Origin of the sequence: Paenibacillus agaridevorans, from assembly GCF_018604145.1 — a bacterium.
Taxonomy (GTDB): domain Bacteria; phylum Bacillota; class Bacilli; order Paenibacillales; family Paenibacillaceae; genus Pristimantibacillus; species Pristimantibacillus agaridevorans.
Genome location: NZ_CP075889.1, coordinates 1,847,950 through 1,874,681, shown reverse-complemented (window position 1 = coordinate 1,874,681; position 26,732 = coordinate 1,847,950). Strand labels below are relative to the sequence as shown.

The 26,732-nt window shown below is 52.5% G+C and carries 26 protein-coding genes; 2 read left to right on the top strand and 24 right to left on the bottom strand.

The window, feature by feature from the left end:
• Positions 1-26 precede the first annotated feature (26 nt).
• From flgC to sucC, 10 genes are all read right to left on the bottom strand, one after another.
• Positions 27-479: a flagellar basal body rod protein FlgC gene (gene flgC, locus KJW29_RS07515; protein WP_087570980.1), complete on the bottom strand. Its 453-nt coding sequence runs from the start codon at positions 477-479 to the stop codon at positions 27-29.
• 3 nt (positions 480-482) lie between these two features.
• Positions 483-896, bottom strand: coding sequence for a flagellar basal body rod protein FlgB (flgB, locus tag KJW29_RS07510; RefSeq protein ID WP_087570987.1), 414 nt, complete (start codon positions 894-896; stop codon positions 483-485).
• A gap of 220 nt (positions 897-1,116) precedes the next feature.
• A complete protein-coding gene (gene codY / locus KJW29_RS07505; protein ID WP_087570981.1) occupies positions 1,117-1,887 on the bottom strand; it encodes a GTP-sensing pleiotropic transcriptional regulator CodY in 771 nt (256 codons plus the stop codon).
• A gap of 30 nt (positions 1,888-1,917) precedes the next feature.
• Complete coding sequence (hslU, locus tag KJW29_RS07500) at positions 1,918-3,321, bottom strand: ATP-dependent protease ATPase subunit HslU (protein WP_214629304.1); 1,404 nt, start codon at positions 3,319-3,321, stop codon at positions 1,918-1,920.
• 207 nt (positions 3,322-3,528) lie between these two features.
• Positions 3,529-4,074 (bottom strand): ATP-dependent protease subunit HslV, encoded by a 546-nt coding sequence (hslV, locus tag KJW29_RS07495; protein WP_214629303.1) that lies wholly within the window; start codon positions 4,072-4,074, stop codon positions 3,529-3,531.
• Positions 4,075-4,196: 122 nt separating this feature from the next.
• The gene (trmFO, locus tag KJW29_RS07490; RefSeq protein ID WP_214629302.1) at positions 4,197-5,525 is read right to left on the bottom strand and encodes an FADH(2)-oxidizing methylenetetrahydrofolate--tRNA-(uracil(54)-C(5))-methyltransferase TrmFO; all 1,329 of its coding nucleotides are present in this window, start codon (positions 5,523-5,525) and stop codon (positions 4,197-4,199) included.
• Between the two features lie 124 nt (positions 5,526-5,649).
• Positions 5,650-7,749 carry a type I DNA topoisomerase gene (topA, locus tag KJW29_RS07485; protein ID WP_214629301.1) on the bottom strand — a complete coding sequence of 700 codons (2,100 nt, stop codon included), beginning with the start codon at positions 7,747-7,749 and terminating at the stop codon, positions 5,650-5,652.
• Positions 7,750-7,777: 28 nt separating this feature from the next.
• On the bottom strand, positions 7,778-8,929 hold the full coding sequence (dprA, locus tag KJW29_RS07480; protein ID WP_214629300.1) for a DNA-processing protein DprA: 1,152 nt from the start codon (positions 8,927-8,929) through the stop codon (positions 7,778-7,780).
• A 1,108-nt stretch (positions 8,930-10,037) separates the two neighbouring features.
• Entirely contained in the window at positions 10,038-10,970 is a 933-nt protein-coding gene (sucD, locus tag KJW29_RS07475) for a succinate--CoA ligase subunit alpha (RefSeq protein ID WP_087572629.1), read from the bottom strand.
• 82 nt (positions 10,971-11,052) lie between these two features.
• Positions 11,053-12,213, bottom strand: coding sequence for an ADP-forming succinate--CoA ligase subunit beta (gene sucC, locus KJW29_RS07470; protein ID WP_108994289.1), 1,161 nt, complete (start codon positions 12,211-12,213; stop codon positions 11,053-11,055).
• A gap of 322 nt (positions 12,214-12,535) precedes the next feature.
• Here sucC and KJW29_RS07465 point away from each other — a divergent pair, with 322 nt between their 5' ends.
• A complete protein-coding gene (locus KJW29_RS07465; protein WP_214629299.1) occupies positions 12,536-14,149 on the top strand; it encodes a YifB family Mg chelatase-like AAA ATPase in 1,614 nt (537 codons plus the stop codon).
• Positions 14,150-14,163: 14 nt separating this feature from the next.
• Here the strand turns inward: KJW29_RS07465 and KJW29_RS07460 are convergent, their stop codons facing one another.
• The 7 genes from KJW29_RS07460 to rplS all read right to left on the bottom strand — a co-directional run bounded on the left by KJW29_RS07460 (position 14,164) and on the right by rplS (position 20,015).
• A complete protein-coding gene (locus KJW29_RS07460; protein WP_214629298.1) occupies positions 14,164-14,535 on the bottom strand; it encodes a YraN family protein in 372 nt (123 codons plus the stop codon).
• Positions 14,525-14,836 (bottom strand): EscU/YscU/HrcU family type III secretion system export apparatus switch protein, encoded by a 312-nt coding sequence (locus KJW29_RS07455; protein WP_087572626.1) that lies wholly within the window; start codon positions 14,834-14,836, stop codon positions 14,525-14,527. Before KJW29_RS07455 ends, KJW29_RS07460 begins: the two co-directional genes overlap by 11 nt.
• The gene (locus KJW29_RS07450) at positions 14,833-16,824 is read right to left on the bottom strand and encodes a hypothetical protein (protein ID WP_214629297.1); all 1,992 of its coding nucleotides are present in this window, start codon (positions 16,822-16,824) and stop codon (positions 14,833-14,835) included. The genes KJW29_RS07455 and KJW29_RS07450 overlap by 4 nt, the downstream gene beginning before the upstream one ends.
• 380 nt (positions 16,825-17,204) lie before the next feature.
• Positions 17,205-17,822: a ribonuclease HII gene (locus KJW29_RS07445; RefSeq protein WP_214629296.1), complete on the bottom strand. Its 618-nt coding sequence runs from the start codon at positions 17,820-17,822 to the stop codon at positions 17,205-17,207.
• 116 nt (positions 17,823-17,938) lie between these two features.
• Entirely contained in the window at positions 17,939-18,832 is an 894-nt protein-coding gene (ylqF, locus tag KJW29_RS07440; RefSeq protein WP_214629295.1) for a ribosome biogenesis GTPase YlqF, read from the bottom strand.
• A gap of 33 nt (positions 18,833-18,865) precedes the next feature.
• Positions 18,866-19,489 carry a signal peptidase I gene (gene lepB / locus KJW29_RS07435; protein ID WP_246608816.1) on the bottom strand — a complete coding sequence of 208 codons (624 nt, stop codon included), beginning with the start codon at positions 19,487-19,489 and terminating at the stop codon, positions 18,866-18,868.
• Between the two features lie 184 nt (positions 19,490-19,673).
• Positions 19,674-20,015 (bottom strand): 50S ribosomal protein L19, encoded by a 342-nt coding sequence (rplS, locus tag KJW29_RS07430; RefSeq protein ID WP_087572621.1) that lies wholly within the window; start codon positions 20,013-20,015, stop codon positions 19,674-19,676.
• 209 nt (positions 20,016-20,224) lie between these two features.
• Between rplS and KJW29_RS07425 the strand changes: the two genes are divergently transcribed.
• Positions 20,225-21,619, top strand: a complete 1,395-nt coding sequence (locus KJW29_RS07425) for a CAP domain-containing protein (RefSeq protein ID WP_214629294.1) — start codon at positions 20,225-20,227, stop codon at positions 21,617-21,619.
• 141 nt (positions 21,620-21,760) lie between these two features.
• On the opposite strand, the gene trmD is transcribed toward KJW29_RS07425, so the two are convergent.
• The 7 genes from trmD to ftsY all read right to left on the bottom strand — a co-directional run bounded on the left by trmD (position 21,761) and on the right by ftsY (position 26,682).
• Complete coding sequence (trmD, locus tag KJW29_RS07420) at positions 21,761-22,516, bottom strand: tRNA (guanosine(37)-N1)-methyltransferase TrmD (RefSeq protein WP_214629293.1); 756 nt, start codon at positions 22,514-22,516, stop codon at positions 21,761-21,763.
• A 4-nt stretch (positions 22,517-22,520) separates the two neighbouring features.
• On the bottom strand, positions 22,521-23,045 hold the full coding sequence (rimM, locus tag KJW29_RS07415) for a ribosome maturation factor RimM (protein ID WP_214629292.1): 525 nt from the start codon (positions 23,043-23,045) through the stop codon (positions 22,521-22,523).
• Between the two features lie 92 nt (positions 23,046-23,137).
• A complete protein-coding gene (locus KJW29_RS07410) occupies positions 23,138-23,368 on the bottom strand; it encodes a KH domain-containing protein (RefSeq protein WP_087572617.1) in 231 nt (76 codons plus the stop codon).
• Positions 23,369-23,395: 27 nt separating this feature from the next.
• On the bottom strand, positions 23,396-23,668 hold the full coding sequence (gene rpsP / locus KJW29_RS07405; protein ID WP_087572616.1) for a 30S ribosomal protein S16: 273 nt from the start codon (positions 23,666-23,668) through the stop codon (positions 23,396-23,398).
• A 40-nt stretch (positions 23,669-23,708) separates the two neighbouring features.
• A complete protein-coding gene (gene ffh / locus KJW29_RS07400; protein ID WP_087572615.1) occupies positions 23,709-25,097 on the bottom strand; it encodes a signal recognition particle protein in 1,389 nt (462 codons plus the stop codon).
• Positions 25,076-25,486, bottom strand: coding sequence for a putative DNA-binding protein (locus KJW29_RS07395; RefSeq protein ID WP_425517502.1), 411 nt, complete (start codon positions 25,484-25,486; stop codon positions 25,076-25,078). Before KJW29_RS07395 ends, ffh begins: the two co-directional genes overlap by 22 nt.
• Positions 25,487-25,674: 188 nt before the next feature.
• Positions 25,675-26,682: a signal recognition particle-docking protein FtsY gene (ftsY, locus tag KJW29_RS07390; protein WP_187100063.1), complete on the bottom strand. Its 1,008-nt coding sequence runs from the start codon at positions 26,680-26,682 to the stop codon at positions 25,675-25,677.
• Positions 26,683-26,732: the final 50 nt, after the last annotated feature.

Genomic DNA, 26,732 nt, shown 5'->3' with positions numbered 1-26,732 from the left:
AATTTCCCTCCCTGTTGTTGTTAACTCTAAGCTCTTCCGATCTCCAGCGCCTTGACGAACATGGCTTTAGTCGCATTAATAGCTGTTACGTTAGCCTCATAAGCGCGTGATGCGGAAATCATATCGACCATTTCTTTAGCAACATCGACGTTAGGCATATGTACGTACCCTTGCTCGTCCGCATCTGGGTGCGAAGGATTATATACAAGCTTGTTCGGTGTTTGATCTTCCTGAATACGCGATACCCGGACACCGGACACATTTTCTTTTCCGCCCATCTGCCCCGCCAGGAGGGACGAAAACGATTGTTGCGTCGGCTCCAGCACGACCAGCTTTCGCTTGTAAGGTTCGAACTTCCCATTTACGTAGCTTCCCCTGGTTACTTCGGCATTGGCGATGTTAGAAGAGATAACGTCCATTCTCATGCGTTGTGCGGTTAAGGCGGATGCGCTAATATCGAATCCGTTAGACAATTTCACTTTCTATGCCCTCCCGTCGATTCCTGTTCTCAACATTTTCAAATCGTGGTTAATTTGTTGGATATAGAAGTTATAGCGTAGTTGATTTTTGGCGAGCAGCGACATTTCGCGATCCACGTCGACATTATTCTGGTTGTTGTTCATGGATGTCGAATTATCGATTATCACTTGCGATGCAGGAAGATTTGAAGAATTCGTTCCGATCGGGATATGTCTGGCATCCGTTGTTTTACCGGCAAGACTGCTGACCGAATCCCCCATCGATTGCTCCAGCAGCTCTTCGAACAGCATCTCGGAACGTTTGAAGTGTGGCGTTTCTGCATTTGCAATGTTATTCGATATGACTCGTTGTCTAGCTTCAGCGGTGTACAAAGCCGCCTCCATGCGTCCAAATGCCGCACCATTCAACAATTTCACTTTTCGTTTCACCACTTTCGCTATGAAAATCATAACTTACCTATTCAACAACATGCCTCTCATTCCTTCTTCATTCGACAAATAAATATTAAAAAAATGAGACGTTCGTGTCGTTTTTTGCTACCACGAATATCTTCTTCAATTTCCTAAATTATTACAATGAGAAAAAAGCCCTATCTTTGTTGAAAGATAGGACTTACGTGTACTTTTGGAACTAGGACTACGATTTGATCTTTTTCAATTCTTGCAAAAGTTGGTGGTTCAGGATTCGGATGTAAGTTCCTTTCATTCCCAAGGACCTGGTTTCGATAACCCCTGCGCTTTCGAGCTTGCGCAGAGCGTTGACGATAACCGATCTGGTTATGCCGACACGATCGGCAATTTTGGAAGCGACAAGCAATCCTTCCTTCCCGTCCAGCTCCTCGAAAATATGCTCTACCGCTTCCAGTTCGCTGAACGAGAGCGATCCGACGGCTACAGCAACAACCGCACGGCTTCTGACTTCCTGCTCGATCTCGTCCGCTCGTTCCCGCAGGATCTCCATTCCGACTATCGTGGAACCATACTCGGCAAGCACCAGATCGTCATCATCGAAGGCTCCGGCCTGACGGGTCAGTATCAACGTACCTAGTCGGTCCCCTCCTCCCGTAATTGGAACGACTGTCATGACTTCATGACTAGTTAATTTGGAGAACGTTTCCATTATTCCGGGATACAGTTCAACATTTGTAAGAGACTCTGCCGTGTCAAGGAAACGGAGGTTGCTCTCCGAGCTGAACCGGAGCTCGTCCGCCGATAAGGAACGGATATAATCGTGATCATATACGTCAACGGCTGCGCAGCCTAAAATTTTGCCTTTGCGGCTGACGACGAATACATTGCTTTGGACGGTCGAACATAACACTTCCGCCATTTCCCTAAAGCTTAGCGCCTTGCCGGCTGCTCGTTGGAGCAGCCGGTTCAGTGTTCTTGTTTTGTTTAATAAGCTCATTATCCCATGTGCCTCCCAGAACTGTAACAACTACAAAATATATTGGCTTAAATCTCGATCCTTCGCGATGCCGCCAAGCTTCTCGCGTACGTATTCCGGCGTGATCGTCATCTTGTCAAGCGACAGCTCGGGCGCCTCGAAGCTAAGATCTTCAAGCAGCTTCTCCAGAATCGTATGCAGTCGGCGGGCACCTATATTCTCCATATTGCGATTGACGTCAGCAGCAATAGATGCCAGTTCGCGAATCGCATCCGGCGAAAATTCCACTTCGATGCCTTCCGTAGCGAGCAGCGCGGTATACTGCTTCGTTAACGCATTTTTGGGTTCTGTCAAAATACTGATAAAATCGTCCAGACTAAGCGAAGTCAGCTCTACCCGAATCGGGAAACGTCCTTGCAGCTCGGGAATAAGATCAGAGGGCTTCGCGATATGGAACGCGCCTGCAGCGATAAACAATACATAATCCGTCTTCACGGGACCATACTTCGTCATAACAGTCGAACCTTCCACGATAGGCAAAATATCCCGTTGCACGCCTTCACGGGAAACATCGGGTCCTGAGCCTCTTGACGGACTTGCGATCTTGTCAATTTCGTCAATAAAGATGATGCCGCTCTGCTCCGCCCTGATGACGGATTCCGTCACGACATCGTCCATATCGATCAATTTGTTCGCTTCCTCCTGCGTGAGCGCTTTACGCGCCTCCTTTACAGGGAGCTTGCGTTTCTTCGGCTTCTTGGGCATCAGTTGTCCGAACAACTCCGACATGTTCATGCCCATGCCCTCCGGACCTTGCCCTCCGGCCAGCATATCCATCATATTCGGCGTCGTGTCTTCGACTTCGATCTCGATCACTTCGTTCTCGAGCTTGCCCTCTGCAAGCTGCTCGCGGATCTGCGAACGTTTCAATTGCAATTCGCCGTCCTGCTCCTTATCCTTCTCTTCTTCCTTCTCTTCCTGATTGCCGCCGAAAAGCATTTCGAACGGATTTTTGTTCGTCTTGACTTTCGCCGCGCTTGGCGCGAGCAACTGAACGATTCGTTCGTTGGCTTGTTTCTCGGCTTTATCTCTCACTTGCTCGGTCCGCTCCGCTTTCACCATTCGAATAGCCGTCTCCACAAGATCGCGAACCATGGATTCGACGTCGCGGCCAACATACCCGACTTCCGTAAATTTGGTCGCTTCCAGCTTTACGAACGGAGCCTTGACAAGCTTGGCAAGCCGGCGGGCGATTTCCGTTTTGCCGACCCCCGTTGGACCGATCATTAGAATGTTTTTGGGCACGATTTCGTCTCTAAGCGCTTCATCGAGACGGCTTCTACGGTATCTGTTGCGCAGAGCAACAGCAACGGATCGTTTGGCTTCCTTCTGGCCTACGATGTACTTATCAAGCTCCGCCACGATCTGGCGCGGCGTCCAAGCATCATTCCCCATCCTTCTCGCCTCCCGCATCTTCTATAAGGTTTTTTCAAAAAGTCCGACTCCCATCACGAAGTATCCCAAGTAGCGTATTCGACATCGAATATTGAATTCAGGCGAAACTTCCGGTGCTCACGTAGCTTCCACTACGCTCCGCTCCTCAGTTTCTACCTGCCTCCAATCTTCTCGGTGCTGAAAACCGAACTTTTTGAACACGATATCCTATCCAATCTCTTCAACTATAATATTATTATTTGTGTAAACGCATATCTCGGCGGCAATTTCCAGCGCGGATCTTGCCATCTCCTTGGCTTCGAGCGTAGGGGCATGGCGTTTAAGCGCTCTTGCTGCCGACAACGCGAAGGTGCCCCCGGAGCCAATCGCAAGGATTCCGTCATCCGGCTCAATAATTTCGCCGTTGCCGGAAATGAGCAGCAGACCGGATTTATCCATGACAAGCATCATGGCCTCCAGCTTGCGCAACACTCGATCCGAACGCCAATCCTTCGCCATCTCGACAGCCGCGCGCTGCAGATTGCCGTGATGCTCCTCCAGCTTCGCCTCAAACTTCTCGAACAACGTGATAGCATCCGCGACCGATCCCGCGAAACCTGCAACGACCTGTCCGCGGTATAAACGCCGAACTTTTTTGGCCGTATTTTTCATCACCATGCTGTTGCCGAACGTCACCTGGCCATCGCCCGCAATAGCTCCCTTGCCGTCATGGCGAATTGCGCAGATCGTCGTTGCGTGAAATTGCATTTCCATCCATGCGCCTCCGTTCCGTATATTGATGTTCCGAAAAAAGTTCGTCTAATCTACTCTATGACGACAATCACGCGAACAGCACGACATGCTGAGCAGATGACTTCCCGTCGCGGAGTTATAGTCTACTGTACGGCAGAATGAGTCAAATGTTGCAATTTAAAAGCATCGATGGCGTCAAGCGCCCGATTAGCGATCGCTTCGTTTTTGTCCTTTTTGTTCCGTATACGCGTCTCGAGCGGCGGGAACAGCCCAAAATTCGCATTCATCGGCTGGAAGTGCTTGAAGTCCGCCGTCGTAATATATTGAGCCATGCTGCCTAATGTCGTGTGATCCGGCAAAACAAGCGGCTCCAGACCGCGTGCCAGTCTTCCAGCGTTAATACCCGCGATCAGGCCCGAAGCCGCCGATTCGACATATCCTTCTACTCCGGTCATCTGTCCGGCGAAAAACAACGAGTCACGCGTCTGCGTCTGGTACGTCGGCTTCAGCAGCTTGGGAGAGTTGATGAACGTATTCCGGTGCATGACCCCGTAACGGACAAACTCGGCATTCTCCAATCCCGGAATCAGTTGGAAGACCCGCTTCTGCTCGCCCCACTTCAGATGGGTTTGGAAACCAACCATGTTGTAGAGAGTCCCTGCCGCATTGTCTTGCCGCAGCTGAATGACGGCATGCGGAAGCTTGCCCGTATGAGGGTTCATCAGTCCGACTGGCTTCATGGGTCCAAACAAGGCCGTCTGCTTGCCTCGTCGCATCATGATTTCAATCGGCATGCAGCCTTCAAAATAAATTTCCTTCTCGAATTCCTTCAGCTCGGCAGTCTCCGCATTAACAAGAGCTTCATAGAATATTTCGAACTCTTCTTCCGTCATAGGGCAATTCAAATAAGCCGCCTCACCCTTGTCATAGCGAGAAGCCAGATATACCTTGCTCATGTCGATGGAATCCTTCTCGATGATCGGCGCCGCAGCATCGTAGAAGTAAAAGTATTCCTCGCCCAACAAGCCTTGTATTTGTTTGGACAGGTCGGGTGCCGTCAGAGGGCCCGTTGCAATGACCGTGATGTCGTCCTGAGGGATTTCGGTTACTTCTTCGTTAAGCACTTCGATGAGCGGATGCTCGCGAAGCCTGCTCGTTACTTCGCCCGAAAAACCATCGCGATCGACTGCTAGCGCTCCGCCTGCCGGGACGGCATTGCGATCGGCACTGCTCAGGATCAGAGAGTCCAGACGGCGCATCTCTTCCTTGAGAACGCCGACGGCGTTAGACAGGCCATTTGCCCGCAAGCTGTTGCTGCAGACCAGCTCTGCAAATTGGTTTGTATGATGGGCCGGCGTTTGTCTGACCGGGCGCATCTCGTACAGGGTAACGGGTACGCCTTGCGAAGCGATTTGCCAAGCGGCTTCGCTGCCGGCTAGACCTGCTCCTATAACGGTAACTTTCTGGGACATGGTTAATTCCAATCCTTTCTGTAAAACTTTTTGAAATTTCTGACGTTAATTGGCACGGTATGGCTAAACAGACATCATCCTCCCTATGAAGGGAGGACGCTGGGTGTTCTCAATGTCGTATCCTCTATGCCTGTTCTTCCTGGTCGTCGTCCGGAACTTCTTCTGTATGGCTGCAGGTCGGGCACTGAAGCTTCACGCCTGCTTTGCTCCTCTTCTCCACTAGCATGGATTCGCAATTCGGGCACGGCTTGCCCGTCGGCTTATCCCAGGACACGTAATCGCAGCCGGGATATTGATCGCAGCCGTAAAAAATTCTGCCCTTCTTGCTGCGTCTTTCGATAATTTTGCCTTCCCCGCACTTGGGACATGCTACCCCGATATCCTTGATGATCGGCTTCGTATTGCGGCAGTCAGGGAATCCGGAGCAAGCGAGGAACTTGCCGAACCGCCCCATCTTGTAGACGAGGTGCTTGCCGCATTTCTCGCAGATTTCGTCCGACACCTCATCCTGGATCTCGATCTCCTTCATCTCGTCTTCCGCGACTTCCAGCCGCTTCTCGAACGATTCATAGAAGTTCGCAAGTACTTTGACCCAGTCCTCCGTGCCCTCTTCTACGTGGTCAAGATTGCCTTCCATGTTCGCGGTGAACTCTGCATCCAGAATTTCAGGAAAAAACTCCTCCATTAACTGGCTGACGAGCTCGCCAAGCTCCGTTGGAACGAATTTTTTCTCTTCGATGGCTACGTATCCGCGCTTCTGGATCGTCTCCAATGTCGGCGCATACGTACTTGGACGTCCGATACCGAGTTCCTCTAGCGTCTTCACCAGCCTTGCCTCCGTATAGCGGGGTGGCGGCTGCGTAAAGTGCTGCTTAGGCTCAACGGCTTCGGTCGCCAATTGGTCGCCGACCGCCAGCGGAGGCAGGAATTTATGCTCCTCTTCCGTACCGTCGTCGTTGCCTTCTACATACACCTTCATAAAACCCGGGAACTTGATCTTGGAACCGGTAGCCCGGAACACTACATCCCCTACGCTAAGGTCTACAGTCATCGTATCCAATACGGCGGACGACATCTGGCTGGATGCGAACCTTTCCCAGACCAGCTTGTATAACCGCAGTTGATCCCTCGTAAGGAAAGGCTTCATGGATTCCGGATCTCGATAGATCGAGGTCGGACGGATCGCTTCGTGCGCATCCTGGGCATTGCTGTTTTTCCTCGTATAGATGCGTGGCTGATCCGGCATATAGTCGGGACCGTATTTCTCGGTGATATAAATCTTCGCCTCCTCCTGTGCTACAGGGGAGATTCGAGTGGAGTCCGTTCTCATGTAAGTAATGAGACCGACTGTTCCTTCCTTGCCAAGCTCTACGCCTTCATACAGTTGCTGAGCTACGGACATCGTCTTGGACGCTCGGAATCCGATCTTTCGAGCTGCTTCTTGCTGGAGGGAACTGGTAATGAACGGAGGCGCTGGGTTGCGCAGCCTTTCCTTCTCTTTCACTTCCTGGACGGTAAAACCTTCGCCTTTCATGGCCGCCAGAACCTCTTGGACATCGGCTTCTTTGCCTAGCTCGCGCTTTTCGCCGCCCAAGGAATAATACTTTGCTTCCAACGTGACGTCTTTCTGCCTAAGCTTTGCTGTAATCGACCAGTATTCTTCTGGCACAAAAGCGTCAATCTCGTTTTCGCGGTCAATGATTAGCTTGACGGCTACGGATTGCACGCGGCCTGCGGACAATCCCTTCTTGACCTTCTTCCATAACAATGGGCTGATCTTGTAACCGACAAGCCGGTCCAGAATCCGGCGAGCTTGCTGGGCGTTAACAAGATCCATATTGATTTTGCGTGGTTGCTTGAAAGCGTCCTTAACCGCCTGTTTCGTTATCTCATTAAAGACGACCCTGCAGGTGTCGCCTTCGTTAAGCTCCAAGTAATGAGCCAGATGCCAAGCGATTGCCTCCCCTTCGCGATCGGGGTCAGCCGCCAGATAGACATTTTTTACTTTTTTGCTGGCGTCCTTCAATTCCTTGAGCACGCTGCCTTTGCCACGAATCGTAATGTATTTGGGACTGAAATCGTTCTCGACCTCGACACCGATCTGGCTCTTGGGCAGATCGCGGATATGGCCCATGGAGGCTTTCACAATAAACTTGCTCCCCAAATATTTGCCGATCGTCTTTGCTTTGGCCGGGGATTCTACAATAACTAATGAATCAGCCACGCGAGGTGCCTCCTCTCTTTGCGACAAGTTACAATATTCTATATATGGAACCAGGCTGAAGCTCAATTGTTCGTTTTATACATAAATTTAGCAGAAGTGAGTTCAAATGTCCAAACGGAATAGCAGTCAGCCCGTGCAGTTCGTCAATCGACAACGGCCGATCCCTTAGCAGAGCAAGCAGCTTGGCCTCCTCCGGCAACTGCGGTCTCTCGTCTTTCTCCTTGTTTCCAACTGTATGTCCGCCTTGCTTGCCCCAAGGTTTTGCAGCATCTCGCAGCCACAACAATTGGTCAAAAATATCATCGATTCCCGTTATAATCCGAGCTCTTTCCTCACGAATCAGTACGTTGGGACCTTCGCTCTTAGGCGAATTAATGGGACCGGGCACGGCAAAAATTTCCCGATTCCAGTCTAACGCAAACTTGGCGGTTATTAGCGATCCGCTTCGCCGCGCACCTTCTACGACGATCGTCGCGCAAGCCAAGCCTGCAATGATTCGATTGCGCTGATGAAATTGGCCGGGATGGAGCTTCGTTCCGAGGGGCGTCTCCGATACCAGCAAACCCTGTTCCCCGATATTTCGGAAGAGCGATAAATTTTGCGGCGGATAACAAGTGTCGATCGGAGTCGGCAATACGGCAATCGTGCTTCCATTGCCCTTTAGAGCCGCTTCATGCGCTCTGCTGTCTATTCCTCTAGCCAACCCGCTAACAACCGTAATACCTGCCTCTGAGAGCTCCTGAGCAAGCTTATCGGCCGTATGCCTGCCATATGCAGTCGGCATTCGCGTTCCGACAATGGCAACTGAAGGCCGTTCTAGCAATTCCGACCGTCCCTTAGCATACAACACCCAAGGCGGCTGCGCAATATGCTTCAATTCGAAAGGATAACCTGAATCAAATGGCGTTAGCAAACGATCCATCCCAATTCCGGCTTTAACGGATTCAGCTCTTATCCAACCTTTATCGTCTCCCGTGTTCCAGAAGGGCTGGCGAAATAAGTTCGCTGCCTTCTCGGCTCGGTCGTCGCGAAAACCTGCCGCCATCCATGCTTCCGGTTTCGTTCGGTCCTTCGTCCAGAGCTTATGCTCAATCGCGTTTTTAATCGCATGCCATCCAATACCGGGAATCTCGTTAAGCGCTACTACCATGTCGCGAATTGCTCTTTTATTGTCGTCCATTTACCCAACCCTCTCGAGATCAGGGCAGGTTGCATCCTAGTCTATTTTGCTTCACGTGGAGGAAGAATGCAAGTCGCCCCTTATTTTGACGCCATTTCGACCGTGCAATCATGAACAAAATCACCTAAAGGTGATTCAAAAAACCAATCGAAAACGTTCAGAGACTTACCACCTAATGGACATAAATGACGCTATTCTTCGATTTTTTAGGATTTCGAAATTCTAACGGACATACATGTCATTATTGGCATCATCATCGAGCAAATTAGCTCCGATACGACCCAATAGTGTTTTTCCTGTCCGTTAGATTTGTTTGAGGTTAATAATCGAAGAAATAGAGTCGCTGGTGTCTGTTAGTTTTTTTAACCTTTGCGTCTTTGGCTGTTTATCAGAGTTACTTTCTGGTCCACAGGCGTTTTTAATGCTTACAGCTGCTCGTTCGCCTGCTTTTTGGAGCCATAAGCGTTACTAACGCCTATGGACACTAATCTGAGTTACTTTTCGGTCCATCGGCGTTTTTAACGCATACAACTGCTCGTTCACCTGCTTATTGGAGCCATAAGCGTTACTAGCGCCTATGGACGTTAATCAGAGTTACTTTCTGGTCTACAGGCGTTTTTAACGCTTACAACAGCTCGTTCGCCTGCTTTTTGGAGCCATAAGCGTTACTAGCGCCTATGGCTGCTATTTAGAGTTACTTTCTGGTCCACAGGCGTTTTTAACGCTTACAGCTGCTCGTTCGCCTACTTTATGGAGCCATAAACGTTAATAGCGCCTTTGGCTGCTAATCTGAGTTACTTTACGATTCATCGGCGTTTATAACGCCTACAGCTGCTCGTTCACTTACTTATTAGTTGAAAAAACAACCGCCAAACCCATTTTTTCTTTTACAGCTGAAGGTCATTATCCACAGTCGGTATGTTGCATAATTTCCTGTAAAACAAAAAAAAGCAACCTCCTCCCTTGGTAGGGTAGAAAGGTTGCTTACCTTTATATTGTCGCTATTAGAGGTTGTTCAAAAAGTCCGCATCCCATTTCGAAGTAAACCAAGAAGCATACTCGACATCTGAAAACCGAACTTTATGAACTCGCGCTTAAAGTTATGGCATTACTTGCGCGTAATGCATTTCTCCAGCAAGCCTTGCTCTTCCAGCACGCTAACAAGCGTGGAGCCCATGTCGGAAGGCGTAGGAGCAACTTTGATGCCGCAAGCTTCGAGCGTTGCGATTTTCTCAGCAGCCGTGCCTTTGCCACCGGAAATAATGGCGCCTGCATGTCCCATCCGTTTGCCCGGAGGCGCCGTTGCGCCGCCGATAAAGCCTACGACCGGCTTCGTCATGTTGGCTTTGATCCACTCGGCCGCTTCTTCTTCTGCCGTACCGCCGATCTCGCCGATCATAATAACCGCATACGTGTCAGGGTCATCGTTGAAACGGCTCAGGATGTCGATAAACTCGGAGCCCTTAACAGGGTCGCCGCCGATGCCAACCGCGGAAGATTGGCCGATTCCGCGAGTCGTCAGCTGGTGAACAGCTTCGTAAGTCAGCGTTCCGGAACGGGAAACAACGCCTACATGACCTACTGTATGGATATATCCCGGCATGATGCCGATTTTGCATTCGCCCGGCGTAATGACGCCTGGACAGTTCGGTCCGATGAGAACCGTTTTGCTGCCTTCCATGTAACGTTTCACGTTAACCATGTCAAGGACAGGAATGCCTTCCGTGATGCAGATAACGAGATCCATCTCTGCGTCGACAGCTTCCATAATGGAATCGGCAGCGAATGCAGGCGGTACGTAAATAACGGATGCCGTTGCGCCAGTAGCTTGCTTAGCCTCCAGCACGGTATTGAACACTGGCAATGTTGCAACAGAGCCGTTCTCCAGTGTAATGTCAACCGTCGAGCCGCCTTTGCCCGGTGTTACGCCTCCGACCATTTGCGTACCGTAATCGAGCGCGCCTTTGGCGTGGAACATGCCAGTCTTGCCCGTGATGCCTTGTGTGATGACCTTTGTATCCTTATTGACCAAAATACTCAACTTCACTCACATCCCCTAATTGAAATTCAAACTCTTATCGAGGTTGTTCAACCTTTATTTTAATGTCTGCCCGCTGGCAACATTATTTCACTAGAGCGACAATCTTCTGAGCGCCGTCGGACATCGAATCCGCAGCCACGATGTTCAGGCCGGATTCGTTTAGGAGCTTTTTGCCGAGCTCGACGTTTGTGCCTTCCAGACGCACGACAAGCGGACGGTCAAGACCAAGCTCTCTTGCAGCCGCGATTACGCCTTCCGCGATAACGTCGCACTTCATGATGCCGCCGAAAATATTGACGAAAATGCCTTTGACCTTCTCGTCGGACAGGATGATCTTGAACGCTTCCGTTACTTTCTCCTTGGTAGCGCCGCCCCCTACGTCCAGGAAGTTGGCAGGGTCCCCGCCGTAGTATTTGATAATATCCATCGTTGCCATTGCTAGACCAGCGCCGTTAACCATACAGCCGATGTTGCCGTCCAGCGCGATGTAGCTCAGATCGTACTTGGAAGCCTCGATTTCCTTCGCGTCTTCCTCGTCCAGATCGCGCAGCTCCAGAATATCCTTGTGCCGGTACAGCGCGTTGGAGTCGAAGTTCAGCTTCGCGTCAAGCGCCATTACATTGCCGTCGCCAGTCACGACAAGCGGGTTGATCTCGGCGATGGAGCAATCCTTCTCCACGAATGCCGTGTACAAAGCCATCATGAACTTGACTGCTTTGTTTACAAGCTCCGTCGGGATGTTGATTGCATAAGCCAGCTTGCGAGCCTGGAACGGCTGCATGCCTACGGCAGGGTCGATAACTTCCTTAAAGATTTTCTCCGGGGAATGTTCCGCCACTTCCTCGATCTCCGTGCCGCCCTCTTCCGAAGCCATCATCGTCACGCGGCCTGTGCCGCGGTCAAGTACGACGCCGATATAATATTCTTTCTTGATATCGCAGCCTTGCTCAATCAGTAGGCGTTTCACTTCTTTCCCCTCTGGGCCTGTCTGATGCGTAACGAGCACCTTGCCCAGAATTTCGCCAGCGTAAGCGCGAACCTCGTCCAAATTTTTGGCAACCTTAACGCCGCCCGCTTTGCCGCGTCCACCCGCGTGAATTTGCGCTTTCACGACGACGACCGGCGTACCGAGCGCTTGCGCCGCTTCTACGGCTTCGTCTACGGAGAAGGCCACTTTGCCCTCAGGCACGACTACCCCGTATTGCTTCAACACAGCTTTGCCTTGATACTCATGGATATTCATTGTTGAAATCCTCCATTTCACAGACTCTATTACGTCCTATGTACACAAACCTTTTTCATTGTAGCATTTTTCTCAGTTGAAAGCGCAAGCCTTTTTGATATGGATATCATCTCAAAAAGAGATCAAACATTTGTCACGTCCACTAGTATGACCCAATGCAGCGGAAATAATCGGCCTTCTGGCCAAGCATTGACACCTCGCCCGCATAGCCGCTATGATAAAAAGAAGCATAGCTAAAAACGATAATCTTTTAACATTTTGCAAACGTAGGGAAGCACCCCCGTTGCCGGCTTATTAACATAGCCCCGGGAGGTGCTTTTTTGTGTTCACCATGATTCATAGCTCCAGCGTATTCGGCGTGGAGGGCAAAGGCATATCGGTAGAGGTTGATATCGCCAATGGATTGCCTCAAGTAAATATAGTTGGTCTTCCCGATCCAGCGGTGCGGGAATCCGTCGAGCGGGTTCGTGCGGCCATCAAGAACAGCGGATTCCAATTCCCCATGGAGAGAATAACCGTCAATCTCGCCCCTGCAGATCTCCGCAAAGAAGGCACGGCCTTCGACCTCGCCATCGCGGCAGGCATCTTAACCGCCAGCGGACAGCTCGATGCGACGCCGTTCGCGGGTACGCTGTTGATTGGCGAGCTGTCGCTTAACGGTGCCGTACGTCCAGTAACCGGCGTGTTAGCCATGCTGGAAGAAGCTCGCCGCGTCGGCATTACGCGTGTGCTTCTGCCGCTGCAGAACCGGGAGGAAGCGGAATGGATCAGCGGTATGGAGCTGTTCGCTTTGACGCATCTGTCCGAGCTTAAGGATTCGGCCCATGCCAAAGCGGTATGGGAGAAGCTGAGCCAAGCGGGAACGGAACGTCGAATTATAGAGCGGGAAGGTCCGGCGCGGAATGACGGAGGGACGCCTTCACAAGGACCATCCATGGGCTATAACCAAGGGAGGACAGCAGCCGATCCGGAAGACTACATGGACATTGTCGGGCAGCACCAAGGGAAACGCGCCATGCTGATCGCGGCGGCCGGCAATCACAACTTGCTGCTTTGCGGTCCGCCAGGCACCGGCAAAACGATGATGATTCGGCGCTTGCCCGGCATTTTGCCTCCGCTCGACGAAGCCGAAGCGCTGGAGGTGACAAAAATCTACAGTGTGGCAGGCAAGCTTCTCGCGAATTCAGGCGGGTTGATGAAGATGCCTCCTTTCCGCTCCCCGCACCACAGTATTTCGACCGGCGGCCTGATCGGGGGAGGATCCATCCCCAAGCCGGGAGAAGTGACGCTCGCACATCGAGGCGTCTTGTACCTGGACGAGCTGCCGGAATTCCCTCGTTCCGTTCTGGAGCTGCTCAGACAGCCGCTGGAGGACCGCGTCGTCTCGATTGCGAGAGCCCGAGCGACCGTCTGCTTCCCGGCAGCGATCCTTCTGGCCGCTTCCTATAATCCATGCCCTTGCGGCTACCACGGACATGAATATGGCGACAAAAGATGTACCTGCAGCGCTGCCGCCATCAGTCGTTACCGTGCCAAACTGTCCGGCCCGCTTCTCGACAGGATCGATCTGCAGCTTGAAATTCCGAGACCTCAATCGCTCGATCGCTCACAAGACAAGACTCATACTTCGACTGCCGAGTTAAGAAAGCTTGTGCTTGCCGCGAGAGTACGGCAAAAAGAACGCAATGCCGCCTATAGCGTCAGTTGCAACAGTGAATTGTCGGGGAAGAGTCTTAGGCAAGCGGCAAGACTGAAACCGCAAGCCGCGAGACTGCTCGAGGATGCGTTCCAGGCGCTCGGCATCAGCATAAGGGCCTATGACCGGCTGCTGAAGCTGGCGCGCACGATAGCGGACTTAGAGGATTCTACAAGCGTGGAAGAAATGCATGTAGCGGAGGCTATTCAGTATCGCCGCCTGGATATGGCTTTGTCGTAAATTCGGCCTCCTAATCAGAACGCCGATTCATAATGTCGGTATTCGTCGACCACGTAATGAGCGCCTAAAGTGACTGAAATGACGTCGAACCGGGTGCGGGCTTCCGGCATTCGATTCTGTCTCAGGTACATCTGAGCGACGAGCCGTACTTTCGCCTGCTTGCGATAGTCGACGGATTCCGCTGCCGTTCCGAACCGGGAGCCGCTCGCCTTGCTGCGGCTTCTGACTTCCACAAATACGATGCAATCGCCGCTTTTGGCTACGATATCGATTTCCCCGCTCCTGCAGCGCCAGTTGCGAGCGAGTATTTCACAGCCGGAGAGGCGGAGCCTGCGCTCCGCCTCTTCTTCTCCCAGCTTCCCTACTCTCAGTCGTTCAGTCGTCATGAAGGTATTCGCCCGCCCTTCGATCAGATTGGTATACGAAGCTTAAAATTTCCGCGACCAGCGTATATAGCTCCGGAGGAATTTCTTGATCGATGTCCAGCTTGGACAATACTTCCACAAGCGAAGCGTCCTCCTGCACGGGCACCCCGTTTTCCTTCGCCTTCTCCAGAATCCGGTCCGCGATCTGGCCGGTGCCCTTAGCGACAAGCACGGGAGCATGTCCGTCTCCCGGCTCATATTTCAATGCTACCGCTTTCCGGGGCGGCGTACGCTTTATGTAGTCGTTCTGCTCCTTGCTCATGCCCGGTAATCGACTCCTTTGTAACGCGCTGCGGTGAGCCACGCCTCGTTTGGCGGCACCTCCGACTTACTGCTCTTGGCTGAACCCGAAGCCGTTCCTGGCTCGCTCCCATCGGATTCGTTCCTCACAAGCGGCTTCGTGCGTATCGACAACAGCTGATATCCCATCTCGTTTAATCGCTCCGTCAATGTCTCTCGAGAGCCGTCAGTCAACTGAGCGATCGCAGGATGATCGTTCCAGAGCTGCAGACTGACAATCTTGTCGGTAATATGCACATCGACAAGCGTTTCGCCCAGCGTTTGCATAGACAGATTGAACAGAAGCCTGCAATTGTCAGCATCCAGCTCTCCCCTACGCCCGCGCCGCGTCTGAATCTGAACGGATGCTGTCTGTTCTCCGCTGGCATCCTTTAGCGGAATGAACATCGTCACATGCGTAAATACGGAGTTATTGCGTTCAGGGGCCAGCAACAGCTGTTGACCAGTAATTTGCCCAATAAGCTGCTGCGCGGTTTCCTTAATATGCGGAGGGGTATCGGCACCGCCCGCCAACAGCATGAGAGCGCTCTTGAGCGACTCCGTCCCTACTCCCCCGCTCGGAGGAGTTGAAGACTGGCCTTGCGCTTGGACAGTCAAATCATTGCCAGTGGGGCCGTCAGCCGCAAGCGTTCCTGCCATTCGGGCTGCAACCGCAGCTCCTTGACCGTCAATTCTGACGGTAGATGCTGTTTCCTGAGCTCCAGCAGGCACCTGCGTTCCTGCCGGAGTCTCTGCACCCGATCGTGGCGTCATGGCTTGCTGCAACTGATTTGTCGTCTGGGAGACGGCCATATTTTGCGCCGTTGGCTGAGTAGTCGTTGAGTGACCGCTCCCGGCGGGTGCGGTCGCCGCATTTCGGCCCGTTGCTGCGGCTTCTCCAGGCGCTTGCCCTGTTCTTGTCAGCACGGCATTGGCATCTCCGTCACCCGCTGCCTGGTTCTTTGAGCCAGCTGCAGCCGAAGCTTGACCGTTCGTGTCCGTGGCCGCCTTCGCCAGCTGCAGCTCGTGATCAACGCCCATCCACTTCATCATCTGCCCCAGCCAGTTGCTTTGCGCCGTGCCTTGAGCTGCTCTAGCAGCCACAGCCCCGCTCTCAGCCTGCCCCGTCCTGCCATCGGCTCCGGAAATGCCGTTCGCGTCTCCCTCTGCGGTCGCGGCTCCTTTGCCTGCGCTGCGTCCGTCGACGTGCAGCATCCCTCCATCCGCCCCAGGCCGCCCTGAAGTATTGGAGGGTGTGGAGCCATGAGGCGAAAACGCATCATCCAGGAGCGACGCGCCTTGCTGCAGCAGCGCAAGAACCCGGGATGCCGCCGTACGCGACTCGCTTCCGGCGCCCGTTTCCGGTACATCCCCGGAAGCAGTTGCACCCAACCCGGTTAATTGGCGCTGCAACTGATCAAGCAGCTCGTGAGCGGGCTTGCCGAACATAACCTGCTGAAGCGAAGATATGGTCGTCGCCGTCATTGGCATGCCGCGCTTGAAAGCCGTTGCGGCAGCCGTCATCCACTGCTCGGCATCGGCCCCCTTCGGCATAGCCGCGGCCGCTTGCTGGAACGCCATGGCCGTCGTTCGGTTGAATGCGAACCCTTCTTGCCGTAAACCGCGAATCAATGCCAACGCCCATTTCTGATCCGGCAATCCAAGCAGCTTGGCATATTCTCTAAACGTATCGTCAAGAAGGCCGGATGTGTTGAGATCGACTGCTTTCAGCAATATGAGCGAACCGTTCGTTTCAGGCTGTACCTGGAGCATTGCAGATTGGCCGGGCTGAAGCGCCATCTCCAGCTTCGCTCTCACCTGCACGCCGTTAATGCCTACGATGGCTTCGTTATTGTCTAGCGCCTGAAGAACGACGCCGCGTACGACCTGGCCGACTTTCAGCTCCATGGCACGAGTCTCGCCGCTCGTCACTTCTCCCAGCAAGCCTCTCATCATTTGGCTAATATTCACTCGCAACACCCCTTATGAGGTAGTTCAAAAAGTCCGCTTTTGATCACGAAGAAGGCCAAGAAGCCTACTCGACATCGAATATTGAATTCAGGCGAAACTTCCGGTGCTCACGTAGCTATCACTACGCTCCGCTCCTCAGTTTCTACCTTCATTCAATCTTCTCGGTGCTGAAAACCGAACTTTTTGAACTCTTACCTCTAGTCATTCGCATCCGGTCATCCCGCATTATTCGATACCTTTATATCGGCGTTAACCTTCTAAGGTTGAAGGGGAACCTCAATTTCCTGCATGATCCCGAAACGCAAATAACGCCAGAGAAATCCCGAAGGCCGATAAAGCGACCCCTGCCCGGGATTCTCAAGCGTTATGAATGAAATAGATTATAATGCCGTCTGAAGAATATCCTCGCCCAGCAGCTTCTTCAGGAACGTCCGCCGATGCAGCTCGCAAGGGCCGTACTGGAGCAGCTTCTCGCGATGCAGCTTCGTTGCATAACCTTTATGTATGGCAATTCCGTACTGCGGGTACAGCGCTTCCCATTCCGATAAGCAAAGCCGATCCCTCGTAACCTTCGCCATAATCGAAGCCGCGGCAATGGACTGACTGTTCGCGTCGCCCTTAACGATGGACTCCTGCGGCAGCGACAGATCCACGATCTCGGCATCCACCAGCAAATAATCGGCCTGCACGGCCAACGTTTCCACAGCAAGCTTCATCGCCAGTCTGGACGCCTGCTTGATGTTCAGCCGATCGATGGAGGCCGCGTCAACGCGCGCCACCGACCATGCGACGCTTTGCTCGGCGATGACATCATACAGCAGCTCCCGCTTTTTCTCGGAAAGCTTCTTGGAATCGTCGACTCCGTCGATGATGAGGCCTTGCGGCAGGATGACCGCCCCCGCGACCACGTCGCCGAACAGACAACCGCGCCCGACCTCGTCTACGCCGGCTATTGCCGAGAAGCCGCTGCCCCATGCCTGTTGCTCGTATTGCAGCATGTCGCATCTCCCCCGTTTTCTTCACTTTGCCAAGCGGCCGAGTCCGCTTCACCCACTCGACACGGCCGACTGGCATTTAAGCATCAGCATTTCAATCGGACTTATTGAACAACCTCTTAAGTTCGCGGCTCTCTGACCGGCATATCGTCGTAAGGAGCCTCTAGCGTAATTCTTCCCAGCTTGCCCGCCCTAAGGTCTCTCAAAATAATGCCGGACGCCTTCTCGAGATCGACTCTCCCGCCGCCCATGAGACATCCCCGTTTACGGCCGATGTCCTCCATTATGCGGACGATCTCCTCATTGTCCTCAAGATCAGCTGGCGGTTTCTCGAGACCATACCTCTCTTCCATGATGGGCCAGTATCGTCCCGCGAGCTCCTTCACCGCAAAATAAGCGATATCGTCCACGTTAAGGATTTGCTCCCGGATCGCTCCCGTCATCGCCAGCCTGTACCCGACAAGCTGATCCTCGAACTTCGGCCATAATATGCCCGGCGTATCCAGCAGCTCCATTTCGGATCCGACTTTAATCCATTGCTGTCCCTTCGTAACGCCGGGCTTGTCTCCGGTCGCCGCAATATTGCGTCCGGCCAACCGGTTAATAAGCGTCGACTTGCCGACGTTCGGGATGCCGACGATCAGTCCGCGCAGCGCGCGCGGATTGATTCCTTTGGCGATTTGACGCGCGATCTTGTCGTGCAAAATCTCCTTGGCCTTGACTGGGATCTCGTTAACACGGGTACCCGTTTGCGAATCAACGGAGACGCACTGATGTCCCTCATGCGCGAAATATTCCATCCACTGCTCCGTTGTGCGCGGGTCGGCAAGATCGGATTTATTTAACACGATCAGCCGCGGCTTCCCATGCAAAATATCGTCGACCATCGGGTTCCGGCTTGATAGCGGGACCCTCGCATCCAGCAGTTCGATCGCGATATCGATCAGTTTTAACTTCTCTTGAATTTGCCGCTTGGCGCGGGTCATATGACCCGGGAACCATTGAATCGCCATGCTTTCACCTCGATTGCTTTCGCTTGCCTTAGTCTAGTATTTGTGCTTGATGAACTCCAGCTTGTTCAGAGGCCAGAAGATAACGTCCGCTCGGCCGACGATCTCGTCATCCTTTACAAAGCCGATCATCCTGCTGTCGGTGCTGTTGTCCCGATGATCGCCCATAGCGAATACCGCTCCCTCCGGTACCGTCATCTCGGTCACAGTATCATTAGGGAAATTATAGCGCGGACCATTGCCATTATACATGCCGCCCGCCGCTTTTGCCGCTTCGATCGCTTCGGCAATATAAGGCTCTTCGACCTTTACATCATTAATATACAGATCGTCGCCTTCGACACGAATTTTGTCACCGGATACGCCGATCACTCTTTTGATAAACTTGCGGCCTTGCTCTGGCACGTCGAACACGACAACCTCGCCAAACCTTGGCTCGCGGATCGAATATAAAATTTTGTTCACGATTAGGCGTTCGCCCGATTCGAAGTTTGGTTCCATAGAAGGACCATCTACAATAAATGGTTCGAATAGAAACATGCGAATGAAGAAGACCAGTACGACGGCGATGACCAGCGCCTTGATCCATTCTACGATTTCCTTCGATGCGCCGCCTTTTTTTGCTGACGCAGCTCCATGACTTTTTGCCCGTTCAGGCATGCTCTCCGAGGCGGGCTGACGCTCGTCCGACGAGCTGACGCCTGTATCCGTCTCCTTCATTCCATCGTCGTTGCGGTGCTGCGAATCCATCAGCTCAGCCTTCTTTCGTCTCTGAAGTTATGTATTCCTTCCCGTAGAAAACGAAAAGGAGCTTGTTTGCGCAAGCCCCTCTTGTCGTTTGATCTTAACGAATTTCTTTAATTCTAGCCGCTTTACCGCGCAGATTGCGGAGGTAGTACAGCTTAGCGCGACGCACTTTACCGCGACGTGCCACATCGATCTTGTCGATCTTCGGCGAATGAAGCGGGAACGTTCTCTCTACGCCTACGCCGTAAGAAATCTTGCGAACTGTAAAAGTTTCGCTGATTCCACCGCCGCGACGTTTGATAACGACGCCTTCGAACAGCTGGATACGCTCGCGCGAACCCTCGATAACCTTAACATGCACCTTCAGCGTGTCGCCTGGGCGAAAGTTAGGAAGATCTTTACGCAGTTGCTCTTGTGAAATTGCTTGTACAATATTCATTGATTGAGTTCACTCCTTCCACCATAGACGTTCATGTAAGCTCCTGATTCCCTGGGAACCGATCTCCACTTATAGCGGACCGTCCGACTTTACGAACAACATTAGAAATTTTACCATAGTTAAATAGACAAATCAACCTATTTCTCATATGACCTCTATCTAGTATACTGTATATGATTGGCAACGACAATAATCGACAAGGAGAAGTTATGTTGAACATCAAACAACGTATCTGCATCATTATGCTCATTCTTGCCATTCCGCTGTCCGATTATACAGCCAGCGCAGCATCCTTTAATGATGTAACACCTTCCTACTGGGCTAATTCATACATAGACTGGGCCGTTGACAGCGGCTTGGCTCAAGGATATATGGACGGGAGCTTCCGTCCGGACGATAAGGTAACCGAGATCGAGTTTCTTGCGATGATGCTCCGTGCTTACGGAAGCGTCACGCGCAAGGATGAACTGGCTTCCGACTGGAGCCGCAGCTATTACAACCACGCGGAACGTCTTGGATGGCCGGTGACCTTCAATAATCAGCGAGGGCAATTTAACCGGGGACAAGCTGCATTATTGATTGCAGCTGCTGCAAACGGCAAGTCGTATAATAGGGACGAAGCTATTCAGTGGCTTCTGGATAGCGGTATCTCGCAAGGACGTTCGTCCGCAACGATTGCCGGCTACGAAGCCGGCGGAGGCGTAAAACGGGCAGAAGCGCTCACTTTCGTCTATATGATGAAAGAAAAGGTCGCCGCGCTGTCGGACAAGCCGCTCCAGAAGAGCTCCTCCGCCTCGCTTAATGGCATCTCGATTGGCGAAAACATCGGCGAGCTTCTGTACCGAATGGGTCAGCCCACTCGAATCGATGCCAGCGAATATGATTATGAATGGTACGTATACAGCAGCGATTATGCTGAGTATGCCATGTTCGGCGTTCGGAACGGCACGATAACAGCTCTGTTCTCGAACGATGAAGGCGGTTGGCGAGATACTGGCGACGCAAAGGTAGATATCAAGCTGGCCGCCATTAGCGCCTCGCTTCCTGCAAGCGTCAAAGCTGCAGCCAAGCAAGCTGATCATTATTACGATTATCGATCCGGCGGAATCCGGCACACGTTGTTTCTGGACAGCCATGAGGACAATCGGGTCGCGGCATTGCTCCTGCAGTCGGACAACTTTACAGCTCGCCAAATCTCCTCATTCGCAGAAAAAGAACGCACGGCCATGGAGCAAGGAATGTTTGATATGGTCAATGCGGAGCGGGCTCAGAGGAGTATTGACCTATTGCAATGGGACAAACTAGCAGGATCCTCCTCTCGAGCCCATAGCGTCGATATGATGAAGAACAACTACTTCAGCCATACGAATAAAAGCGGCAAATCGCCATTCGATCGAATGAAAAGCGTCGGCATCGCGTACACAAAAGCAGCGGAAAACTTGGCGGCAGGCTCGCCCAATAGCATATTCGCCCACTATATGCTGCTTAATTCCGAGAGTCACCGGGAGAATCTCCTTAATAACCAATACACCCGACTTGGCGTCGGTGTCGCTTTCGGAGGATCCTACGGCACTTATTATACGCAAAATTTTTATACGCCTTAAGGTGAAACGGCTGTCGCAGTCCTTTGGCTGCACAGCGCGTTTCGTTACGATAATTAAAGGTCAAGCATGGAGAGAACATATGCTTTCCTATATTTTAAAACGAATAAGGGAATGCAGCCTCCGATCGGAAGCCGCATTCCCTTATTCCGTTTCATACTCAGTGCGTAATGCCTTTCTTTGCTCCTCCAGCCACAACCGCTCCTTTTTGCTTAGCTCCACCTTATCAAGAAGTTCGGGCCGGCGAATCAAAGTACGGAGCAAAGATTGCTCGCGCCTCCAGCTGTCGATTCGGCCATGGTGACCGGATATCAGAACGTCAGGCACCGTCCATCCCCTGAATTCCGGCGGTCTAGTATAATGCGGATGCTCCAGCAAGCCCGTGCTGTAGGAGTCCGTGACGGCGGAAGACTCGTTGCCCAGAACGCCAGGCAGCAAACGTACGACGCTGTCGATCACCGTCATGGCGGGAATTTCGCCGCCCGTCAGCACATAATCGCCGATTGACAACTCGTCCGTGACGAGATGCTCCCGGATTCGTTCGTCATAACCTTCGTAATGGCCGCAAATGAGCACGAGATGCCTCTCCCGCGAAAGTTCCTCCGCCTTGCGCTGGGTAAACGTCTCGCCTTGCGGGCACATCAGGATAACCCTGGGAGCAATGTCTGGCTCGACCGCTAAATCTTCGACTGCCGCAAAGACGGGCTCGGGCTTCAGCACCATTCCGCCGCCGCCCCCATATGGATAGTCGTCTACCGTGTTATGTTTGTTGTTAGAGTAATTCCGGAAATTTACAGCTTGCAGCGATACAATTCCTTTCTCCTTCGCTTTTCCCAATATGCTCGCGCCGAACACGCCGTCGAACATTTCGGGGAACAACGTCAACACGTCAATTTTCATGAAGTTAGATCAGCCCTTCCATCAGACGTACGGTCACAAGCTTGTCCGCCGGCTGAATTGTAAGCACAACATCGTCGATGACCGGAAGCAAGATCTCCTGCTTTTTAGGACCGACGCCTTTCACAACCCATACATCATTCGCTCCAGGGCTCAGTATATCGGTAATTTCCCCAAGCTCCTCGCCCTCTTCCGTCACGACTCGGCAGCCGATGATTTCATGGTAATAATATTCGCCTTCCTCGAGCTTGCCTTGTTCCGACTCCGCTATTTTGAGTGTCCAACCTTTGTAAGGTTCAATCTCATTTATATTATTAAATCCTTCGAGCTTCACAATATACACATTTTTCTGAAGTCTGGAGCTCGTCACCTTCACTTGCAGATTTTTGCCGTTCTCCTCGTTAACCAGCATCAACTTGCTGCCTGGTGCGAACCGCTGCTCCGCAAAGTCCGTCTGCGGAAGCACCTTCACGTCGCCGCGAATGCCATGCGTATTGACAAGCTTGCCGACTGTATACCATTTACCGTCCATGCCATCATTCCTTTGCTTAAACCATTTTGTATGTATTATAACACGTACAAGAGGGCCGGGACATTTGTCCCGACCCCACTGCTTCGTGCCCCTTATGAGATGATGTCGACAATGACGCGCTTACTTGATTTCACCGAAGCAGAGGTCACGACCGTGCGCATCGCCTTGGCGATCCGTCCTTGTTTGCCGATGACCTTGCCAACATCCTCTGGATGAACGGAAAGCTCGTAAGTCGTCGCGCGATCATCATCCTTGATGTGGATTCGCACGTCGTCCGGATGATCCACCAAAGCCTTCGCAATGACAAGAATTAAATCTTTCATAACAAAGCCCTCCGCTTCTCTCTCCGATTATTTCTGTTGCTTCAGCTCATGGAATTTCTTAAGAACTCCGGCTTTGGAAAGCAAGTTGCGAACCGTGTCGGAAGCTTGCGCTCCTGTCTGCAGCCATTTAAGAGCTTTTTCCTCGTCGATGGATACTTGAGCCGGAACTGTAACCGGGTTGTAAGTACCGATCTCTTCAATAAAACGTCCGTCACGCGGCGAACGGGAATCCGATACAACTACGCGGTAGAATGGAGCTTTGTGAGCACCCATACGTTTCAAGCGAATACGTACTGCCATGATTAATTCACCTCCTTCGAGTAATCAATCCGGTTGCCGTTTAGAACGGGAACCGCATATTTTTGCCGAGCATGCCTTTCAGGCCCTTCTTGCCGCCCTTCAAGCCTTTGGGCCCCTTAGGTCCCATCATCCCCGAGAATTGTTTCATCATCTTGCGCATATCGTCGAACTGCTTGATCAAGCGGTTCACTTCCACGATCGTCGTGCCGCTGCCCGCCGCGACACGCTTGCGACGGCTGTGGTTCAGCAGCTCCGGCTTCGCCTTTTCTTCCTTCGTCATGGAACGGACGATCGCTTCGACGCGGCCGATCTGCTTTTCGTCGACCTTCATATCCTTCATGGCGCCCTTCATCTTGCCCATCCCGGGGAGCATATCCATGATCTGGTCGAGGGGCCCCAGCTTGCGGACCTGTTCCATTTGCTCCAGGAAGTCATCGAACGTGAACTCCGCGGTACGCATCTTGCGTTCCATCTCGGCAGCCTTCTCGGCGTCGATGTTCGATTGCGCCTTCTCGATAAGCGACAGCATGTCGCCCATGCCGAGAATACGAGATGCCATCCGCTCCGGATGGAACGGCTCCAGCGAATCGATCTTCTCGCCCATCGCCGCGAACTTGATCGGACGTCCCGTTACGGCTTTGACCGACAGGGCCGCTCCGCCGCGAGTATCTCCGTCCAGCTTGGTAAGAACAACGCCAGTTAGCTCCAGCTGTTCGTGAAAGCTCTGCGCCACGTTGACGGCATCTTGTCCCGTCATCGAGTCTACAACCAGCAGCACTTCATCCGGCTTGACATTGCCATGGATTTGTTTAAGCTCCTCCATTAGCGTCTCATCAATATGTAGACGGCCTGCGGTATCGATGATCACGTAATCATTGCCGTTTTCCCTGGCATGCTGCAAGCCTTGCTTCGCAATCTCGACCGGCGAAGTCTGGTCTCCCAACGCGAACACCGGCGCTTTAATCTGTTCGCCCAGCACTTGCAGCTGCTTGATCGCAGCAGGACGATAAATGTCGCACGCAACAAGAAGCGGCTTATGATTGCCCTTCTGAAGCAATTTCGCCAGCTTGCCGGACGTCGTCGTCTTGCCCGCGCCCTGCAGACCAACCATCATGATGACCGTCGGCGGTTTGTTCGCCTTGGCAAGCTTCGCCTGCGTGCCGCCCATCAGCTCCGTCAATTCTTTATTGACGATGTCGATGATCACCATGCCCGGCGTGAAGCTTTTCGATACATCCAGACCGATGGCCCGCTCCTTAACCTTGGCTATAAAATCCTTAACGACCTTAAAGTTGACGTCGGCTTCCAGAAGGGCAAGCCGAACTTCGCGCATCGCGTCGTTGACATCGGCTTCCGATACTTTGCCTTTGCCTTTCAGCTTGCTGAACACATTTTGCAATCGGCTGCTTAAGCTCTCGAATGCTGCCACGAATCATCGCCTCCTTCTCTCGCCGTTTGTTCCGCGGTCTTGAGCCGCGCTATGACTGCCATCAGCTTGTTTCTATCCGATTCTTTCATTACGACCTCTTCGACGCCGCGTTCCAGCAGGTTCGCGGCTTCCATCAGGCGTTCGTGCTTCTCGAGCAGCAGAAGCTTGTCCTCGTAATTTTCGAGTGCGCCTTCGGCACGTTTAATATTATCGTAGACGGCTTGCCGGCTAATGCCGAATTCCGACGCGATCTCTCCCAGGGAGAAATCATCGTGGTAATAATAAGCCAGTATCGTCCGTTGCTTTTCGGTCAGCAGGTTTTCGTAGAAGTCGAAGAGCAAATTCACCCTCGTCGTCCGAGCCAAGGCATCCGATTGTTCTATCTCCATCGCCAAGCCTCCTCCCGCTGATCCAATCCCGATCCGTCAAGGCATTACCCTTTACAGATTGCTCAACGTCACTTATGATACACGATCGACTGCGGCACTGTCAAGTTTATTTACTTGTCACTTCATCCGGCAAAAGAAAAGGACGAATCGCCGCTTTCCGACTCCGTCCCCTTCCCTGTTGCCCATTGTTACTCGCCGGTCGTACCCGACTTCTCTTCTTCCTTGCCGATCAATCCGGCGAACAAAGCATGAACGAATTGCTCGGAATCGAATTGTTGCAGATCCCCCATCTTCTCGCCCAATCCGACCAGCTTAACCGGCAAGTTCATTTCATTGCGAATCGCAATGACGATACCGCCTTTGGCCGTGCCGTCCAGCTTCGTAAGCACAAGTCCCGTTACGCCGCTTTTCTCTCCGAACAGCTTGGCCTGGCTAAGCGCGTTCTGGCCTGTCGTTGCGTCCAGCACAAGCAATACCTCATGGGGAGCTTCGGGCAATTCCCGCTGAATGACGCGGAAAATTTTGTTAAGCTCTTCCATGAGATTCGTCTTGTTCTGAAGGCGGCCGGCGGTATCGCAAAGCAGCACGTCCACTTTGCGCTGCTTGGCCGCCTGGACCGCGTCGAACATAACGGCGGCCGGATCGGAGCCGGACGATTGTTTAATAACGTCGACGCCTACGCGCTGACCCCAAACCTCGAGCTGCTCGATTGCGCCTGCGCGGAACGTATCTCCAGCGGCCATAAGCACCTTTTTGCCTTCGCTCTTGAACTTGTGCGCCAGCTTGCCGATCGTTGTCGTCTTGCCGACGCCGTTGACCCCGACGAACAGGATGACCGTAATTTGACCCTCGGGGGCCATGCGCAGCTCCGCGTGGTCGTCTCCCTTAAGCAATCCGATCAGCTTCTCGGAGAGAATCGGCTGCAGATCGGCCGCTTGTTCGATTTTGCGTTTTTTCACCTCGGCGCGCAGATCGTCGATCAGAGTCATGACCGTATTCACGCCAACATCGGCGCCGATCAGAATTTCTTCAAGCTCTTCGTAGAACTCTTCGTCGATTTTTTTGCGCCGGGTAATGAGCTCCTCGACCTTCTCCACGAACGCGGTCCGCGTCTTGGACAGCCCTTCCTTGAAGACGTTCGTTACCGCTTCCGTCTTGGCCGCGATGCTTTCTTTCAGTTTCTTAAAAAAACTCATACGTTCCGTCCCCCATCCTGCCATTCGTTATCTATTTTTTATGCCCCGTA

What these genes read in the sequence shown, in the direction of transcription:
- trmFO (WP_214629302.1), bottom strand. Translation starts at nt 5,525, where the DNA reads ATGTCCCAGAAAGTTACCGTTATAGGAGCAGGTCTAGCCGGCAGCGAA.
- codY (WP_087570981.1), bottom strand. Translation starts at nt 1,887, where the DNA reads ATGAGCTTATTAAACAAAACAAGAACACTGAACCGGCTGCTCCAACGA.
- KJW29_RS07410 (WP_087572617.1), bottom strand. Translation starts at nt 23,368, where the DNA reads ATGAAAGATTTAATTCTTGTCATTGCGAAGGCTTTGGTGGATCATCCG.
- rplS (WP_087572621.1), bottom strand. Translation starts at nt 20,015, where the DNA reads ATGAATATTGTACAAGCAATTTCACAAGAGCAACTGCGTAAAGATCTT.
- KJW29_RS07425 (WP_214629294.1), top strand. Translation starts at nt 20,225, where the DNA reads ATGTTGAACATCAAACAACGTATCTGCATCATTATGCTCATTCTTGCC.
- sucC (WP_108994289.1), bottom strand. Translation starts at nt 12,213, where the DNA reads ATGAATATCCATGAGTATCAAGGCAAAGCTGTGTTGAAGCAATACGGG.
- rimM (WP_214629292.1), bottom strand. Translation starts at nt 23,045, where the DNA reads ATGGACGGTAAATGGTATACAGTCGGCAAGCTTGTCAATACGCATGGC.
- hslU (WP_214629304.1), bottom strand. Translation starts at nt 3,321, where the DNA reads ATGGGGAATGATGCTTGGACGCCGCGCCAGATCGTGGCGGAGCTTGAT.
- trmD (WP_214629293.1), bottom strand. Translation starts at nt 22,516, where the DNA reads ATGAAAATTGACGTGTTGACGTTGTTCCCCGAAATGTTCGACGGCGTG.
- ftsY (WP_187100063.1), bottom strand. Translation starts at nt 26,682, where the DNA reads ATGAGTTTTTTTAAGAAACTGAAAGAAAGCATCGCGGCCAAGACGGAA.
- KJW29_RS07455 (WP_087572626.1), bottom strand. Translation starts at nt 14,836, where the DNA reads ATGAGCAAGGAGCAGAACGACTACATAAAGCGTACGCCGCCCCGGAAA.
- rpsP (WP_087572616.1), bottom strand. Translation starts at nt 23,668, where the DNA reads ATGGCAGTACGTATTCGCTTGAAACGTATGGGTGCTCACAAAGCTCCA.
- hslV (WP_214629303.1), bottom strand. Translation starts at nt 4,074, where the DNA reads ATGGAAATGCAATTTCACGCAACGACGATCTGCGCAATTCGCCATGAC.
- KJW29_RS07460 (WP_214629298.1), bottom strand. Translation starts at nt 14,535, where the DNA reads ATGACGACTGAACGACTGAGAGTAGGGAAGCTGGGAGAAGAAGAGGCG.
- KJW29_RS07395 (WP_425517502.1), bottom strand. Translation starts at nt 25,486, where the DNA reads ATGGAGATAGAACAATCGGATGCCTTGGCTCGGACGACGAGGGTGAAT.
- KJW29_RS07445 (WP_214629296.1), bottom strand. Translation starts at nt 17,822, where the DNA reads ATGCTGCAATACGAGCAACAGGCATGGGGCAGCGGCTTCTCGGCAATA.
- dprA (WP_214629300.1), bottom strand. Translation starts at nt 8,929, where the DNA reads ATGGACGACAATAAAAGAGCAATTCGCGACATGGTAGTAGCGCTTAAC.
- ylqF (WP_214629295.1), bottom strand. Translation starts at nt 18,832, where the DNA reads ATGGCGATTCAATGGTTCCCGGGTCATATGACCCGCGCCAAGCGGCAA.
- lepB (WP_246608816.1), bottom strand. Translation starts at nt 19,489, where the DNA reads ATGCCTGAACGGGCAAAAAGTCATGGAGCTGCGTCAGCAAAAAAAGGC.